Source organism: Streptomyces sp. G-G2 (genome assembly GCF_030063135.1).
Lineage (GTDB): Bacteria > Actinomycetota > Actinomycetes > Streptomycetales > Streptomycetaceae > Streptomyces.
Map to the genome: position 1 here is coordinate 1 of NZ_JASISO010000020.1, position 15,443 is coordinate 15,443.

Below are 15,443 nucleotides of genomic sequence, written 5' to 3' on the forward strand. Positions count from 1 at the left end.
GGGGCGGAGCCCCCGCCCCCGGGCCGCGCCCGCCTAAGCCAGCGGCCCCTACACCCCCGCCCCCGCCCGGCAAGGGCTACCGCACCGGCAGCGTCACCTCGAACCGGCACCCTCCCGGCACGTTGCGGACCTCGGCCCGCCCCGCGTGCGCCTCCACGATCCCCCGCACGATCGCCAGCCCCAGCCCCGCCCCCGCCGGAGGCACCGGTCCCGCCCCCGCCGGGGGCGTCCGCGCGGCCGTCCCCCGCCACCCCGTGTCGAAGACCCTCGGCAGGTCCTCCGCCGCGATCCCCCCGCACCCGTCGGTGACGGACAGCACCACCCCGTCCCCCCGCCGCTCGGCGGCCACCGCCACCGTCCCGTCGGCCGGGGTGTGCCGGATCGCGTTGATCAGCAGGTTCGCCAGCACCCGGGTCATCTCCTTGCCGTCCACCTCCACCGGCACCCGTTCCACCGCGTCCCCCACCAGCCGCACCCCGTGCTCCCTGGCCAGCGGGTCCACCCCCGACAGCGCGTCGCCGATCAGGTCGTAGGCCGACATCCGGCTCGGGGTCAGGGACAGCGCGCCCGCGTGGATGCGGGAGAGTTCGAAGAGGTCGCCGACCATGGAGTTGAGCCGCTCCACCTCGGTACGGATCTGCCGGTGGTAGCGCGCCGGGTCGGCGGCCATGCCGTCCTCCAGCGCCTCGGACATGGCCCGCAGTCCGGCCAGCGGGGTCCGCAGGTCGTGCGAGATCCAGGCGACCAGTTCCCGCCGGGAGGTCTCCAGCGCCCGCTCGCGTTCCCGGGAGGCCGCGAGCTTCGCGCTCGTCGCGGCCAACTCCCGTGAGAGCCCGGCGAGTTCGGCGGTCGCCGGCGCGGCCGGCGCCGCGAAACTGCCGTCGTCACCGAAGTCGCGCGCGGCCAGGGACAGTTCACGGCTGCGGGCGACCACCCAGCGGCCCAGTATCAGCGCGGTGGCCAGCGAGACCACGGCGGCCATCGCGGCCACCAGGGTGACCACGCCCAGGTCGTGCCGGGACAGGAACATCGCCTGGGCGACCGCGAGCGTGCCGGCGAGCATGGCGGTGACGGTCACGGCGCCGACCACGGCCAGCGACACGGTCATCGACCGGTGGCGCACCAGCCGCAGCACGAGGGCGCCGAGCGCCCCGGCGCAGGCGGCCCCGCCGAGGGCGAAGAGCGCGATGAGCAGGATGTCCTTCATGCCGCCTCCTCCCGTCCGGCGTCGAAGCGGTAGCCGACTCCCCACACCGTCTGGATGAGCCGGGGACTGCCGGGATCGTCCTCGATCTTGGCCCGCAGCCGCCGCACGTGCACGGTGACGGTGGAGAGGTCCCCGAAGTCCCAGCCCCACACCTCCCGCATCAGGTCCTCCCGGCCGATGGCCCGCCCCGGGTACCGCAGGAAGTGGGCCAGCAGGTCGAACTCGCGCAAGGTGAGGGCCAGTTCACGGCCGTGCTTGGTGGCCCGGTGGGTGGTCGGGTCGAGCGCGAGACCGGCGCCCGCGAGTACCGGCGGCCCGACGGCGGGAGCGGCCGCGGGGGAACCCGCCGTGCCCGCCGCCCGGCTGCGGCGCAGCACGGAGGTGACGCGCAGGACGAGTTCGCGCGGGCTGAAGGGCTTGGTGACGTAGTCGTCCGCTCCCACCTCCAGCCCGGCGATCCGCTCGTCCTCGTCCCCGCGCGCGGTGAGCATGATGACGGGCACCGGTCCGGTGGCGCGCAGCCTGCGGCACACCTCCAGGCCGTCGATGCCGGGGAGCATCAGGTCCAGGACCACCAGGTCGGGCCAGGCCCGCCCGGCGCTCGCGAGGGCGGCGGGGCCGTCCGCGGCGTGTTCCACGACGAATCCGGCGCGGTGCAGGTAGCCGCTGACCACCTCGGCGACCGTGGGGTCGTCGTCCACGACGAGGATCCGGCCGCCCGGGTCGGCGGCGGCCCCGGAAGCGGACACGAGCCCGGACGCGGGCGCGGGCGCGGAGGGGTGTGGGGAGTCCATGCTCATGGGTCCAGCCTCCCACCCGCGCTCCGGCGACGGAGTGGAGCGGACCCCCGGCGGGGGTGACGTCCGCGTTTCGTAAGGAGTCGATGCCCCTTTCCGGGGCTCGTGATTCCTACGGTGAAACCTGTGACCGTAGACGTCGTACTTCCCTGTCTGAACGAGGCCGAGGCACTGCCCTGGGTACTCGCCCGCATCCCGTCCGGCTGGCGCGCGCTGGTCGTGGACAACGGCTCCACCGATGGTTCCGCCGAGATCGCCCGCGCGCTGGGCGCCACGGTGGTGTCCGAGTCCCGGCGCGGTTTCGGCGCCGCCTGCCACGCCGGTCTGCTGGCCGCCGAGGCGGACATCGTCTGTTTCTGCGACTGCGACGCCTCCCTCGATCCCGGACTGCTGACCGGGTTCGTGGCGGCCGTCGCCGCCGGTGAGGCGGACCTGGTGCTGGGGCGGCGCCGCGCGCGGGGGCTGCGCAGCTGGCCCGTGCACGCGCGGGCCGGGAACCTGGCGCTGGCCCGGCTGCTGCGCCGCCGTACCGGGCTCGCGCTGCGCGACCTGGGCCCGATGCGGGCCGGGTGGCGGGCCGGGCTGCTGGGACTGGAGCTGACCGACCGGCGCAGCGGCTACCCCCTGCAGATGGTGGTCCGCGCCGCCGACGCGGGCTGGCGGGTGCGGGAGGTGGACGTGCCGTACCTGCCGCGCGCGGGGAAGTCGAAGGTGACCGGGACCTGGCGGGGCACCTGGCAGGCGGTGCACGACATGAGCCGGGTACTGGCGGAGCCCGCGGGCGCCCCGGCCGCCGCTCCCGCGGGTGGCCCGGCCGAGGGCGGGGCCGCGGCGGGGGGTACCCGGTGACCACACTGCTGGTGATCGCGAAGGAGCCGCTGCCGGGCCGGGTGAAGACCCGGCTGACCCCGCCGTTCACGCCCGAGGAGGCGGCCGCCCTCGCGGAGGCCTCGCTCCGCGACACGCTCGCGGCGGTGGCGGCGACCCCGGCCGCGCGGCGGGTGCTGGTGCTGGAGGGGCGGCCGGGGCCCTGGCTGCCGACCGGTTTCGACGTGGTTGCGCAGTGCGCCGGAACCCTGGACGAGCGGCTCGCGGCGGCGTTCGCGGGCTGCGACGGACCCGCGCTGCTGATCGGGATGGACACGCCGCAGGTCACGCCCGAGCTGCTGGGCCGGGCGGCCGACCCGGCGGGCTGGGCGGCGTACGACGCCTGGTTCGGGCCGGCCGTCGACGGCGGGTTCTGGGCGCTGGGGCTGGCCGACCCGGATCCCGCGCTGCTGCGCGGCGTACCGATGTCGGTGCCCGGGACGGGCGCCGCGCAGTACGCGCGGCTGCGCGCGGCCGGGCTGCGGGTGGGGCGGCTGCCGGAGCTGCGGGACGTGGACAGCGCGCAGGACGCCCGGCTGGTGGCGGCGCAGGTGCCGGGGAGCCGGTTCGCGGCCCGGTTCGCGGCGCTGACGGCGCCAGCCGCGACGGCGCCGACGGCGGCCCGCTCGTGACGGCGCTGAGCGCGGTGGACACCGCGGGCGCGGCCGGTACGGGCGCCACGACGGCGGCGGCGTGGACCGCCGACCCCTACACCCGCGCCCTGCGCAGCGGCCGGGGCCCGCTGTTCCTGCGGCGCGGGGACGGCTGGCTGCTGCCGCTGGACGTGGAGCGCTGGTGCGAGGCCCCCGACCGGGCCGACTGGACGGTGCTGGACCGGTGCCGGGGCACGGTGCTGGACATCGGGTGCGGGCCGGGCAGGCTGGTCGCCGCGCTCGCCGGGCGGGGTCACCGGGCGCTGGGCATCGACGTGAGCCCGGAGGCGGTGGCCCGGACGACCCGCTCGGGCGGGGCCGCGCTGCACCGGTCGGTGTTCGAGCCGCTGCCCGGGGAGGGCCGTTGGGACACCGCGCTGCTCATCGACGGGAACATCGGGATCGGCGGGGATCCGGCCGCGCTGCTGGGGCGGATGGCCGGGGTGTGCGGGCCCGCCGGTTCGCTGATCGTCGAGTGCGTTCAGGGCGTGCCCGGGGAGGTCGACGAGCGGTGCGAGGTCCGGGTCGACGACGGCCGGGGCGGGCTCGGTACGCCGTTCCCGTGGGCCCGGGTCGGCGCCGGGGCGCTGGCCGGACACGCGGCGGCGGCGGGCTGGGTTCCGGCGGAGCGGTGGACGTCCGGCGCGCGGGTCTTCGTACGGCTCGCCCGGCTCGTCCGGCCGGGTCCGCAGGGGCCGAACCGGCCGCAAGTTACTTAGACGTATCTAGTGACTTAGCACGCAAGCAACAGTAGAACTTGTTCCCACTCGGCCCAGAGTGAGGAAGATCACATGAGTGATTCCACCATGCCCGACAAGGGATCCAAGGGGTTCTCGCGTCGTGGGTTCATCGCAGGAACAGGTTCTATTCTAGGGGCGATGGCAGTCGCTGGCCGCGCCAATGCGGCACAGATGCGCGGCGGGGCGGCGGCCGGCGCGGCCGGCGCGGCCGCCGGTCCCGCAGCCGCCCCGATCGCCGACGGGGCCCACGTTCCGGTCCTGGTGATCGGGACCGGGTACGGCGGTTCCGTCGCCGCGCTGCGCCTCGCCCAGGCGGGCGTCGACGTCCAGATGATCGAGATGGGCATGGCCTGGGACACCCCCGGGCCGGACGGCAAGATCTTCTGCAACACCCTCAACCCGGACCAGCGGTCGTACTGGCTGCGCAGCAGGACCAAGGCGCCGCTGAACTACTTCCTCGGCTTCCCCATCGACAGGGACATCCCGAAGTACACCGGCATCCTGGACGCCGAGGACTTCGCGGGCATCACCGTCTACCAGGGCCGCGGCGTCGGCGGCGGCTCGCTGGTCAACGGCGGCATGGCGGTCACGCCCAAGCGCGAGAACTTCGGCGCGGTCCTCCCGTCGGTGGACCCCGACGAGATGTACAGCACGTACTACCCCCGGGCCAACGCCGGGCTCGGCGTGGGTCTGATCGACCCGGCCTGGTTCGACACCGTGGACTGCTACCAGTTCGCCCGGGTCGGCCGCAAGCACGCCCAGCGCTCCAACTTCCCCTACGTCTTCGTGCCCGACGTGTATGACTGGGACTACATGAAGAAGGAGGCCGCGGGCACCGCCACCAAGTCGGCGCTGGACGGGGAGATCCTGTACGGCAACAACAACGGCAAGAAGTCCCTCCAGAAGACCTACATCGCGGCCGCCAGGGCCACCGGCAAGGTGTCGGTCTCCCCGCTCCACAAGGTCACCACCGTCTCCCCCTCGGGCGGTGGCGGCTACACGGTCGTCATCCAGCAGCTCGACACCACCGGCGGCACCGTCGCCACCAAGAGCGTGACCGCCGACAAGGTGTTCTTCGCGGCGGGCAGCGTCGGGACCAGCAAGCTGCTCGTCACGCTCAAGGCCACCGGCCTGCTGCCGAACCTCAACAACGAGATCGGCAAGGGCTGGGGCGACAACGGCAACGTCATGTGCGGCCGCGCCAACCACCTGTGGGACCCCACCGGCAAGCTCCAGGCCACGATCCCCTGCGGTGGCATCGACAACTGGGCGGCGGGCGGCGCCTTCGCCGAGGTGGCACCGCTGCCGACCGGCATCGAGACGTACGCCTCGTTCTATCTGTCCATCACCAAGAACCCGAACCGCGCGCAGTTCACCTACAACGCCTCCACGGGCGGCGTGGACCTGGACTGGCAGACGGCCTGGAAGCAGCCGGCCATCGACATGGCCAAGACCATCTTCGACAAGATCAACTCCAAGGAGGGGACGATCTACCGGACCGACCTCTTCGGCACCTACAAGATCTGGGGCGACCACCTGACCTACCACCCGCTCGGCGGCGCGATCCTGAACAAGGCCACCGACAACTACGGGCGGCTGCACGGGCACCCCGGGCTGTACGTCATCGACGGAGCGCTGATCCCCGGAAACACCAGCGTCAACCCGTTCGTGACGATCACCGCGCTCGCCGAGCGCAACATCGAGAAGATCATCGCCACGGACCTGTGACCTGGCGGGACGCGAGACGGAGGCGGGGCCGACCGGGTTCACCGGTCGGCCCCGCGCCTTTCCCTCGTCACTGGCCGGGCAGCACGCAGACGCTGTCGAGGCCGAGCACATGGTTGAGCCGTCCGAAGGCCAGCCAGGAACCGATGCTCATGCTCAGTTCGACGATCTCGACCTGGCTGTAGTGCGCCTTCATCCGGTCCCAGAAGTCCTCGTCCAGGCCGTGGTGGTCGAGGGTGTAGCGCTCCGCGTACTCGGCGGCCAGCCGGGCGCGCTCGTCGAAGGCGTCGGTCGTACGCCACTCGCTCACCGCGTCGGGGAAGGCGTCCTCGACCTTCTCGCCGTCGCGGTCGGTACGCCAGTCGAGGCAGAAGGCGCACCCGTTGATCTGCGCGACGCGCAGCCGGGCGGCCTCGAACTCCCTCAGTCCCAGGGTGGTGTGGGCGTAGACCGAGAGCGAGAAGTTCGCGGCGGCCATTCCGATGCCGGGGACCATGTCGCCCCAGACGTACTCGATGGGGTGCTGGCCTTCGGGGATGTCGATGTGCATGGCGTTCATGCCTGCTTCCTTCCGAGTCTTCCGACTGCCGGGCGCAGCGGTACGTCGAGCGCGTCGTAGAGGCCGGGTTCCGCGTCGGCCAGCCAGTCGATGGCCCCCACCAGGCGTCCCACGGCGGTGGCGTTGCCGCCCGCGGAGCGGTTGTCGCCCTCGTCGGTGGCCTCGATGGTGACCTCGATGCGGGGGCGGCCCTCGATGACGACGCGGTGCGCGCCGGCGCCGTCGGGCGGGCTGGGCCAGTCCGGGGCGCAGGAGGCGTGGATGCGGGTGACGTGCTCGATGACGATGCGGGGTTCGCCCTCGACGATGCCCTGGACCTCGAAGCGGATGGCGCCCTGGGTGCCCACTTCGAACTCGCCCATGGTGGGCGTCCGTACGGTGGTGTCGAGGGCGCGGCGGTCCGAGGTCTCGCGGATCTCGTCGAGTTCGACGCCGAGGGCGCGGGCCATCATCCGGATCTGGCCGCCCCAGACCATGGTGGGGACGGACGGCATGAGCATCATCGGCTCGAAGTCCATCGGCTGGCCCATGCCGACGAGGTGGCGGACGGAGTCCGGCTGGTCGTAGGTGGAGTAGTCGAAGATCTCCTGGCAGCGGATCACGTCCACGGTGGTACCGAGCCCGCTGATCAGCAGGGGCAGTACGTCGTTGCCCCAGCCGGGGTCCACGCCGGAGGCGAAGAGGGAGCCGCCGCCCTCGGCGACCGCGGCCACGATGGGGTCGCGGAACTCGGGCGGGGCGCTGCGGTGGTCGTAGAGCGGGTACAGGGCGGGGCTGACGACGACGGCCCCGGAGCGGACCGCCCTGGCGAGGTCCGCCAGGGCGTCGTCGGGGCGGATGTCGCCGGAGGCCGCGTAGACGACGGCCCGGTGTCCGGCGGCCAGGACGGACGCGATGTCGTCGGTCGCCGGAACCCCGAGTGCGTGGGTGAGCCCGGCGAGTTCGCCCGCGTCGCGGCCGACCTTGTCGGGGTTGTGGACGATCACTGCCGCGAGTTTCAGGGCCGGATGGGCCTCGACGGCGCGGATGGCCGCGCGGCCGACGTTGCCGGTGCCCCAGACAACCGTGGAAATCATGCGCGGAGGGTAGCGAGCGGGCCCGCAGGTTCCTAGTGCCACGGCCCCTGGAACTTGTGCCGCGTCAGGCACCAGAACCGGATTCAGTTGTGGTCAGGGGCGTCACGGGTGTCAGGGGTGTCCCGGGCGCGGGCGCGCCGCCGGGCGGCGAGGAACCCGGCGGCGGCCAGGGTGAGGAGGAGGACCGCGCCGAGCACGATCAGCAGGTTGCGCCCGTACGGCAGCGGCAGCGCGGACGGGTTGGGCGCGGCCCCGGGGCGCAGCAGCAGCGGGAGCGTGATCAGCGTCAGCGCTCCCCCGGTGAGCAGGGCGCCGCGTACGAGGCCACGCGCGGGTCCGGCGGCGAACGCGGCGGCGCCGAGCAGGCCCACCGCGAGGACGAGCGGGGCGATGAGCCCGTCGTGCAGGACGAGGCCGCCGCCGAGCCAGATCAGTACGCTCAACGGGTCGGGCAGGGCGACGACCTGGCGCAGCCCTACGGCGATCAGGAGCAGACCGAGCGCGCCGAGCAGCCACCTCCCGGGGGCGGTTGTCCGCCGCCGCGTGCCGGAGCGGGCCATCAGAGCACCTCCAGCAGGGTGACCCACTTGGTCTGGAGCACGCCGGGCCGGTTCGGCGCGATGATCCGGGCCGGGAAGCCGTGGTCGGGTGAGAGCGCCTCGCCGTTGAGGGTGAGCGCGAGCAGGGTCAGCGGGTCGCGGGCGTAGGCGCGGCCCATCTCCATCACCCGGTAGGCGCCGCTCTGTTCGAGCGAGGTGACGCGCACGGCGGCGCCCGGCGGGGCCCCGGCCCGGTCCAGCAGGTCCCGCATCCGTACGCCGCCCCACTGCGCGTCCACGCTCCATCCCTCGACGCAGGCGATCGGCAGGCTCGCGAACGTCTGCTGCAGCATCAGGAGTTGAGCGTGCGTCAGGCTGTACGGAACGGGCCCGCGCACCTCCAGCCGCCAGTCCCGCAGCATCACCGCGCTCACCCCCGCGGCGACCGCCGTCCGGTTCACCGGCAGCCCCTGGGGCCCGCGGTCGGGATGCCGGGGCGCGAGCAGGTCGAGGCTCTTGAGGGGGGTGAAGGCCTGGCCGACGGTGGTCAGGGTGACCACGCCGACCGCCGCGCCGAGGCCGATCATCAGCGCGCGCCGGTCGGGGCCGTCCTGCGGCGGGAGTTCGAGGGTTCCGGGCGAGCGACGGCCCCAATGCGCCCTGATCTCAGGGGTCTTGACGGCGATGTGCAGCAGGATCGACCCGGCCGCGACCCAGGCGACGGCGAAGTGCACGGGCACGAAGGAGAACGGCCACGGATACCACTCGGCGATGTTGAGCAGCCCGCTGAACAGTTCGAAGACAGCGGAGGCGACGAGCAGTGCGACCGAGAGCCGCTCCAGGCCGTGGCGCACCGACCGCAGTGGCGGCCAGACGAACAGCCGGGGATAGACCGTCCACAGCTTCACCAGCAGCAGCACGATCGCGGCGAGCCCGGTGCCGACGTGCAGGCCCTGGCTCAGCCGGTAGCCCCAGACCGGTCTGCTCGGCAGCGCGTCCGCCGCCCAGGACGGCGGATGCTGGAGGTAGTGGCTGATCAGCCCGGTCACGAAGCACACGGCGAAGGCCGCGCCGAGCCATCGGCCGACGGCGGTGGCGGTCCGGGCGTCGTGCAGCGCGCCGGAGAAGGAGGGGGGTCGGACGGTCGGCAGGGTGAGCCTGCGCCGGGTTCGTGCGCTCATGCCCCCATCAGAGCCGCACGGCCCGCCGCGCGGGGGGGTGCGACACCTTACGAAACGCGGACGCCGGGCCCGGTCGGTCCCGTCCGCGCGCACCCCGCTGCCAGGCTGTCCCCATGCCCAGCCCCCGCACGTCCGCCCGGCCCGCGAAGGCCCCGCCGCGCCTCCCGCCCGCCCCGCCCGCCCCGCCCGTCCTCGGCGTCCTCGGCGCCGTCGCCGCCCTCGCCGCTCTGGTGGCGACGCTGACGGGGACCGTCCGCAAGGACGGCTTCTTCACCGACCAGGCGGCCCTGACCTGGTGGTTCGCCGGTTCCTGGGCCTTCTTCGCGGTGGCCGTGGCGGCCCTGCGCGCGGCGCCGTCCCGGTACGTCGTCCCACTGGTCCTCTCCGGCGCGCTCGCGGTGGCCGCCACGGGGCTGGTCGCACCGCCGCGCACCAGCACCGACTCCTTCCGGTACGCGTGGGACGGCCGGGTGCAGGCCGCCGGGACCTCCCCCTACGACCACGCCCCGGCGGATCCCGCGCTCGCCCGGCTGCGCGACGACTGGCTCTTTCCGAGCGGCGCCGCCTGCGCCGGACCGGACCGGGCCGCGGTCTCCGAGGAGGTGTGCACCCGGATCAACCGCCCCCGCGTGCACACCATTTACCCCCCGGTCGCGGAAGGCTACTTCCTGCTGGTGCACGCGCTGTCCCCGCCCGGGGTGCGGCACAAGGCCCTCCAGGTCGGCGGGGCCCTGCTGGCGGTGGCCGTGACCGCCTTCCTGCTGCTGATCCTGCGCCGCCGGGGCGCCGATCCGCGGCGCGCCGCCTACTGGGCCTGGTGCCCGGCGGTGCCGGTGGAGGCGGTGAACAACGCGCACGCCGACGTCCTCGCGGTGCTCCTCGCGGTGGCCGCGCTGGGCGTGGTAGCCCGCCGCCGGGGGCTCGGGGGCGCGCTGTTCGGGCTGGCCGTCGCGGCGAAGCTGCTGCCCGCCGTGCTGCTGCCGGGCGCGCTGGCCGGCGTACGGCGGTGGCGCGACGCGGCGGCCCTGCTGCTGCCCGCCGCCGCGACGGTGGCCCTGACGTACCTGCCGTACGTCCTGGTGTCCGACTCCTCGGTCTTCGGCTACCTCGGCGGCTACGCCGAGGAGGAGGGGTACGAGGACCCGGCCGCCAAGGGCCGCTACGCCCTGCTGCGGCTGGTCCTGCCGGACTCCTGGTCCCTGCCCGCCGTGGCCGTCGTGCTGCTGGCGGTGATCGCGTACGTCTGGCGGCGCGGCGACCCGGAGCGTCCGTGGAGCGGTTCGCTGCTGGTCACCGGCGCCGCGTTCCTGCTGCTGACCCCGGGGTACTCCTGGTACGCGCTGCTGCTGATCGCTCTGGTGGCCCTGGACGGCCGCTGGGAATGGCTCCCGACCGCGCTGGCGGGCGCCGCGTCCTACGTCGCCTCCTCCCCGGCGGCGCTGGGCCCCGGCACCCCGACCGCGGCCTACGCCCTGGCGGCGGGCGCGGCCGTGGCGGGCGCGGCGGCCCGGTGGTGGGCGGGAGGCGGTCAGAGCCAGCCGTTGCGGCGGAAGCCCCGGTGGATGACGAAGCAGGCCGCGGCCATGACGAGCAGGACCCCGGGGTAGCCGTAGCGCCAGTGCAGCTCGGGCATGTGGTCGAAGTTCATGCCGTAGATCCCGCAGACCATGGTGGGGACGGCGAGGATCGCCGCCCACGCCGTGATCTTGCGCATGTCCTCGTTCTGGGCGACGGTCACCTGCGCCAGGTGGGCCTGCAGGATCGAGTCGAGCAGGGCGTCGTAGGAACTTATCTGGTCGGTGGCCCGGGACAGGTTGTCGGCGACGTCCCGGAAGTACGGGCGGACATCGGCGGGGACGGGCGGCATCGGCTCGGCGCCGAGGCGGTGCAGGGGGCGGCCGAGCGGGGCCACCGCCCGCCGCAGTTCGAGCAGTTCGCGCTTGAGCTGGTAGATCCGGCCCGCGTCGCCCTGGCCGCTGTACTCGCTGAAGACCGTGCTCTCGACGGAGTCGATGTCGCTCTGGACCGAGTCGGTGACGCAGAGGTAGTCCTCGACCACGTGGTCGGCCATCGCGTGCAGGACCGCCGCCGGGCCCTTCGCCAGCTGTTCGGGGTCACGCTCCAGGGCTTCGCGCAGCGGTCCGAGGGAGCCGTGGCCTCCGTGCCGGACGGTGATCACGAAGTCGGTGCCGACGAAGGCCACCAGCTCGCCCGTGTCGACGACCTCGCTGGTCTCGGTGAGCCGCTCGTGCTCGACGTAGCGGACCGTCTTGAGGACGGCGAAGAGGGTGTCGTCGTACCGCTGCACCTTCGGCCGGTGGTGTGCGTGCACGGCGTCCTCCACGGCGAGCGGGTGCAGCTCGAACAGTGTGGCGAGCCCGGTGAGTTCCTCGCTCTCCGGCTCGTGCAGGCCGATCCAGACGAAGCCCTCGCCGCTCTTGCGGACCCGGCGCAGCGCCTCCTCGGCGTCGGCGCAGTCCTCCTGCCGGACGCCGTCCCGGTAGACCACGCAGTTGACCACGGCGCTCCCGAGCGGAGACCTGGCCGGGTGGCTGAGGTCCACCGCCCGCCGGTAGCTCCGGCGCACGGCCTTGCGCAGGCTGCTGAACATCGACACGGTACGTACTCCTCTTCGGCGGATCGCCAGCCAGTGTGCCACCGACCAGCGTCGACCCTGGATGATCACCCGAGCCGGACCGCTCAGCGCGAGGGATTTTCCGTGCCGGGTACCAGTGCCGCCGCCGTGCGCCGGTTGGTTCACTGGGTGGCGTACGGCCGGGAGCCGGCGGCATCACCGCCCTCCCGCGCCGCGCGCCCCGCCGACCGGGGCCGCGGGCGGCTCCGCGCCCCGGGCGAGCGGGGCTGAAGCCCCCGTGCGCCGATCGCGGTGTTCGATGCGCGGGGGCTCCGACACGCCGCGCCCGCCGGGCCGCTACCGTTGCGCCGCGTACGGCGTGACGGGTGAACCGAAGGAGACGGTCGTGGCGGCAGCACCGGAAGTGGGATCCGCGGTGGGTGACTTCACCCTGCCCGGCGGTGAACTGGTGGGTGACGTCTTCGAGCGTCGCGCTTACGCGCTGGGCGGGCGGCGCGGCGCGCCCGTGGTCCTCGCGTTCTACCCGGGTGACAACACGCCCGTGTGCACGAAGCAGCTGTGCTCCTACTCCAGCGGCTTCGAGGAGTTCACCGGCCTGGGCGCCACGGTGTGGGGCATCAGCCCGCAGGACGTCGACAGCCACGAGGGCTTCGCCCGGCAGCACGGACTGCGGATGCCGCTGCTCGCGGACACCGGGCGCGAGGTGGCGAAGGCGTTCGGGGTGAGCACGCCGGGGATCGGCGTGCGCCGGTCGGTCTTCCTGATCGCGCCGGACGGCACCCTGCGCTGGAAGCACGTCGCGCTGCTGGGCGTGACCTTCCAGAGCGTCTCGACGCTCGCCCAGCAGCTGGCGGCCTTCGCGTAGGCCGCAGGAGGCCGACCCGGGCCGCGTCGGGCGGGGTGGGCGGCCGGGGCTGCGGCCCGGTGCGGCCGGGCCGCCCGGGTGCCGTCAGGACCCGGCCGCGGTCCGCAGCCGCTGCGCGAGGGCGAGGAAGAGGAAGGCGTCCGGGGTGAGCCGCAGGTAGCCGACGGCCAGCGGGCCGCGGCGGCCGGTGGCCAGGACCTTGATGGAGCCGTCCGTCGCGTCGACGGCCTCGATCTGGGGCCACGGCGCCGAGGTGCGGCCGGAACCCACCTCCCGCGCCGTCAGCCAGAACGGCCCGAAGTCGAGGCGTTCCCCCGCGCGCGGCCGGTCGAGCGCCCCGGGCAGCTGGGCCGCGGTGACGTCCTGGCGCAGCCGGGGCCCCCATAGCTCCCCGCCCGCGAAGAGGCTGCCGACGGTGAGGTCGCGGCCCGCGGTGTCGGTGAGGCCGAAGGAGTAGGTGACGGAGAGCGTGCGGCCGTACTGCGTGCGGCGCACCACATTGTCCAGGACGGTCGTGTCGGCGTAGCGCACGGCCCGGATCCGTCCCCGCTGGAGTACGAGGAGCCCCTTCTCGTACAGCTCCAGGCGCGACGCGGTGTTGCGGCCCGAGCCGAAGGCGTGGCCGAGCAGGGACGCGAGGCAGATCAGCAGCACGGGCGCCAGGGCCAGGGCGAGCGCCGGGTACGACGAGGACACGGCGGCCACCATCGCGATCGACGTCAGCACCGCGAGGCCCCCGGCGGCCCGGGCGCGGCCGCTGTGCGCCGGCGCCGCCGACGGGTAGCTCGCGCGACGCGCTCCGAGCCCCTCGCGTACCGCGGTCTCCCGGAGTTCCCGGTCGACCTGGTCCTGGACGCTCCCGGTCTGGTCCATGGGTACCCCCACCCTCGTGTCGCTGCCCGCGTCGCCCCATCGTCGGCAGCCGCCGCTGAACACCGGCCCCGGCGCCGGCCGACGCCCGGCCGAACAGCCCGTGAACGGCCGCCGCCCTCCCCGGAGCGCTCACCCGGTTGCCGCACCCCTGTGACGGAAACCGGGCGGGCGGGCAGACATGTCGTCCCGGCCGAACCCGCCCCCGCCCGTGAGGAACCCCGATGCCCAGCGCTCCGCACGCCCTGCGCACAGAGAACAGTCCGTCACCTCGCCAGGGCGAGGTGACGGCGATGATCCTGGTGGTCGCCTGCGCGGCCCAGTTCATGACCGTCCTGGACGTGTCGATCGTGAACGTCGCCCTCCCGGACATGAAGGCCTCCCTCGGCCTGAGCCCGGCCGGACAGCAGTGGATCGTCAACGCCTACACCCTCGGCTTCGCCGGGCTGCTGCTCCTGGGCGGCCGGGCCGCCGACCTGGTCGGCGCCCGCCGCACCTTCCTCGTCGGCCTCGCCGTCTTCACCGCCGCCTCGCTCGCCTGCGGCCTCGCCACCAACGGCGGGGCGCTGATCGCCGCGCGGGCCGTCCAGGGCATCGGTGGCGCGGTCCTCGCCCCCGCCACCCTCACGCTGATCATGACCAACTACACCGAACCGCGCGCCCGCACGCGCGCCATGGGCGCCTGGGGCTCGGTCATCGCCGCGGGTGGCGCGGCGGGGGCGGTGATCGGCGGGGTGCTGACCGAGTACGCGGGCTGGCGCTGGGTCTTCTACGTCAACGTCCCCATCGGCGTCGCGATCTTCGCCGTCGCGCTCGCGCACGTACCCGTCGCGCACGCGCATGCCGCCCTCCCGCAGGCACCCGCCGGGCAGGGCGGCCGGGGCGGCCCGCGCCGCCTGGACCTGCCCGGCGCACTGGCCGTCACCGTCGGCCTGACCGCCCTCGTCTACGGGATCATCTCCACCGGGTCCAGCTCCTGGCGCTCTCCGCACGTCTGGGCCGCCCTCGCCGTCGGCGTGCTGCTCCTGGCCGCCTTCGCCGTCATCGAATCGAAGGCCGCCTCCCCGCTGGTACCGCTCTCCAGCCTGCGCCGCCCCGCCCTGGCCGTGGCCAACCTGGTCGTGGCCGGCCTGGGCGCCGCGATGTTCGCGATGTGGTTCCTGCTCTCCCTCTACATGCAGCAGGTCCTCGGCTACAGCGCGCTGCGGACCGGCCTGTGGTTCATGCCGGGATGCCTCGCGATCGTCATCGGCACCCGGACCTCCACACGCCTCATCCCCCGCACCGGCCCGCGCCCCCTCCTGGTAAGCGGCATGTCCCTGAGCACGGTCGGCTTCCTGTGGCTCTCGCGCATCGACGCGTACGGATCGTTCACCACCGACGTCATCGCGCCCTTCGTGCTCTGCACCCTGGGCCTCGGACTGGCCATGCTGCCGGTCACCGCGGCGGCCACCACCGGGATCCCCCCGCGCGAATCGGGCCTGGCCTCCGGGCTGGTCAACACCTCCCGCCAGGTCGGCGGCGCGCTCGGCATCGCGATCCTCGCCACCATCGCCTCCCGCACCGCCCGCGGACACGGGGGCGGTACGGCCCAGGCACTCACCGCGGGCTACGGAAACGCCTTCCTCTGCGCCGCCCTCTTCACCACCGGCGCCGCTTTCGCGTCCCTCTACCTCCCCGGCCGCCCCGACGCGGCGGCCGCCGCAGCCCCCACGGCCCCCGGCGGGCCCGGCCGACCGGCCTGACCGGTCGGCCCGGTCGGCCCGGT

The 15,443-nt window shown here is 74.2% G+C and carries 15 protein-coding genes; 7 read left to right on the plus strand and 8 right to left on the minus strand.

Features of this window, described 5'->3' with window-relative positions; all coding sequences use genetic code 11:
• Positions 1 to 76: 76 nt before the first annotated feature.
• Complete coding sequence (locus QMF80_RS17400) at positions 77 to 1,207, minus strand: sensor histidine kinase (RefSeq protein WP_283454255.1); 1,131 nt, start codon at positions 1,205 to 1,207, stop codon at positions 77 to 79.
• Entirely contained in the window at positions 1,204 to 2,001 is a 798-nt protein-coding gene (locus tag QMF80_RS17405; RefSeq protein ID WP_283454454.1) for a response regulator transcription factor, read from the minus strand. Before QMF80_RS17405 ends, QMF80_RS17400 begins: the two co-directional genes overlap by 4 nt.
• Before the next feature lie 120 nt (positions 2,002 to 2,121).
• Between QMF80_RS17405 and QMF80_RS17410 the strand changes: the two genes are divergently transcribed.
• The 4 genes from QMF80_RS17410 to QMF80_RS17425 all read left to right on the plus strand — a co-directional run bounded on the left by QMF80_RS17410 (position 2,122) and on the right by QMF80_RS17425 (position 5,992).
• Entirely contained in the window at positions 2,122 to 2,853 is a 732-nt protein-coding gene (locus QMF80_RS17410) for a glycosyltransferase family 2 protein (protein ID WP_502962869.1), read from the plus strand.
• Positions 2,850 to 3,503, plus strand: a complete 654-nt coding sequence (locus tag QMF80_RS17415; protein ID WP_283454259.1) for a TIGR04282 family arsenosugar biosynthesis glycosyltransferase — start codon at positions 2,850 to 2,852, stop codon at positions 3,501 to 3,503. The genes QMF80_RS17410 and QMF80_RS17415 overlap by 4 nt, the downstream gene beginning before the upstream one ends.
• The gene (locus QMF80_RS17420) at positions 3,500 to 4,243 is read left to right on the plus strand and encodes a class I SAM-dependent methyltransferase (RefSeq protein WP_502962870.1); all 744 of its coding nucleotides are present in this window, start codon (positions 3,500 to 3,502) and stop codon (positions 4,241 to 4,243) included. Before QMF80_RS17415 ends, QMF80_RS17420 begins: the two co-directional genes overlap by 4 nt.
• 87 nt (positions 4,244 to 4,330) lie before the next feature.
• Positions 4,331 to 5,992 carry a GMC oxidoreductase gene (locus QMF80_RS17425; protein ID WP_502962876.1) on the plus strand — a complete coding sequence of 554 codons (1,662 nt, stop codon included), beginning with the start codon at positions 4,331 to 4,333 and terminating at the stop codon, positions 5,990 to 5,992.
• 67 nt (positions 5,993 to 6,059) lie between these two features.
• On the opposite strand, the gene QMF80_RS17430 is transcribed toward QMF80_RS17425, so the two are convergent.
• The 4 genes from QMF80_RS17430 to QMF80_RS17445 form a co-directional block, all read right to left on the minus strand.
• Positions 6,060 to 6,539, minus strand: coding sequence for a carboxymuconolactone decarboxylase family protein (locus QMF80_RS17430; protein WP_283454459.1), 480 nt, complete (start codon positions 6,537 to 6,539; stop codon positions 6,060 to 6,062).
• A 5-nt stretch (positions 6,540 to 6,544) separates the two neighbouring features.
• Positions 6,545 to 7,624: an NAD(P)H-dependent amine dehydrogenase family protein gene (locus QMF80_RS17435; protein ID WP_283454262.1), complete on the minus strand. Its 1,080-nt coding sequence runs from the start codon at positions 7,622 to 7,624 to the stop codon at positions 6,545 to 6,547.
• 83 nt (positions 7,625 to 7,707) lie between these two features.
• Positions 7,708 to 8,184: a hypothetical protein gene (locus tag QMF80_RS17440; protein ID WP_283454264.1), complete on the minus strand. Its 477-nt coding sequence runs from the start codon at positions 8,182 to 8,184 to the stop codon at positions 7,708 to 7,710.
• Positions 8,184 to 9,344 (minus strand): molybdopterin-dependent oxidoreductase, encoded by a 1,161-nt coding sequence (locus tag QMF80_RS17445; protein WP_283454266.1) that lies wholly within the window; start codon positions 9,342 to 9,344, stop codon positions 8,184 to 8,186. Before QMF80_RS17445 ends, QMF80_RS17440 begins: the two co-directional genes overlap by 1 nt.
• 113 nt (positions 9,345 to 9,457) lie before the next feature.
• Between QMF80_RS17445 and QMF80_RS17450 the strand changes: the two genes are divergently transcribed.
• Positions 9,458 to 10,951 (plus strand): glycosyltransferase family 87 protein, encoded by a 1,494-nt coding sequence (locus tag QMF80_RS17450; RefSeq protein ID WP_283454267.1) that lies wholly within the window; start codon positions 9,458 to 9,460, stop codon positions 10,949 to 10,951.
• Here QMF80_RS17450 and QMF80_RS17455 read toward each other — a convergent pair.
• Positions 10,873 to 11,955 carry a magnesium and cobalt transport protein CorA gene (locus tag QMF80_RS17455; RefSeq protein WP_283454461.1) on the minus strand — a complete coding sequence of 361 codons (1,083 nt, stop codon included), beginning with the start codon at positions 11,953 to 11,955 and terminating at the stop codon, positions 10,873 to 10,875. The two genes, QMF80_RS17450 and QMF80_RS17455, sit on opposite strands and share 79 nt — an antisense overlap.
• A gap of 370 nt (positions 11,956 to 12,325) precedes the next feature.
• Between QMF80_RS17455 and QMF80_RS17460 the strand changes: the two genes are divergently transcribed.
• On the plus strand, positions 12,326 to 12,805 hold the full coding sequence (locus QMF80_RS17460) for a peroxiredoxin (RefSeq protein WP_283454269.1): 480 nt from the start codon (positions 12,326 to 12,328) through the stop codon (positions 12,803 to 12,805).
• Positions 12,806 to 12,889: 84 nt separating this feature from the next.
• Here the strand turns inward: QMF80_RS17460 and QMF80_RS17465 are convergent, their stop codons facing one another.
• Positions 12,890 to 13,678 (minus strand): DUF6585 family protein, encoded by a 789-nt coding sequence (locus QMF80_RS17465; protein WP_283454270.1) that lies wholly within the window; start codon positions 13,676 to 13,678, stop codon positions 12,890 to 12,892.
• 221 nt (positions 13,679 to 13,899) lie between these two features.
• Between QMF80_RS17465 and QMF80_RS17470 the strand changes: the two genes are divergently transcribed.
• Positions 13,900 to 15,420 carry an MFS transporter gene (locus tag QMF80_RS17470; protein WP_283454271.1) on the plus strand — a complete coding sequence of 507 codons (1,521 nt, stop codon included), beginning with the start codon at positions 13,900 to 13,902 and terminating at the stop codon, positions 15,418 to 15,420.
• Positions 15,421 to 15,443 lie beyond the last annotated feature (23 nt).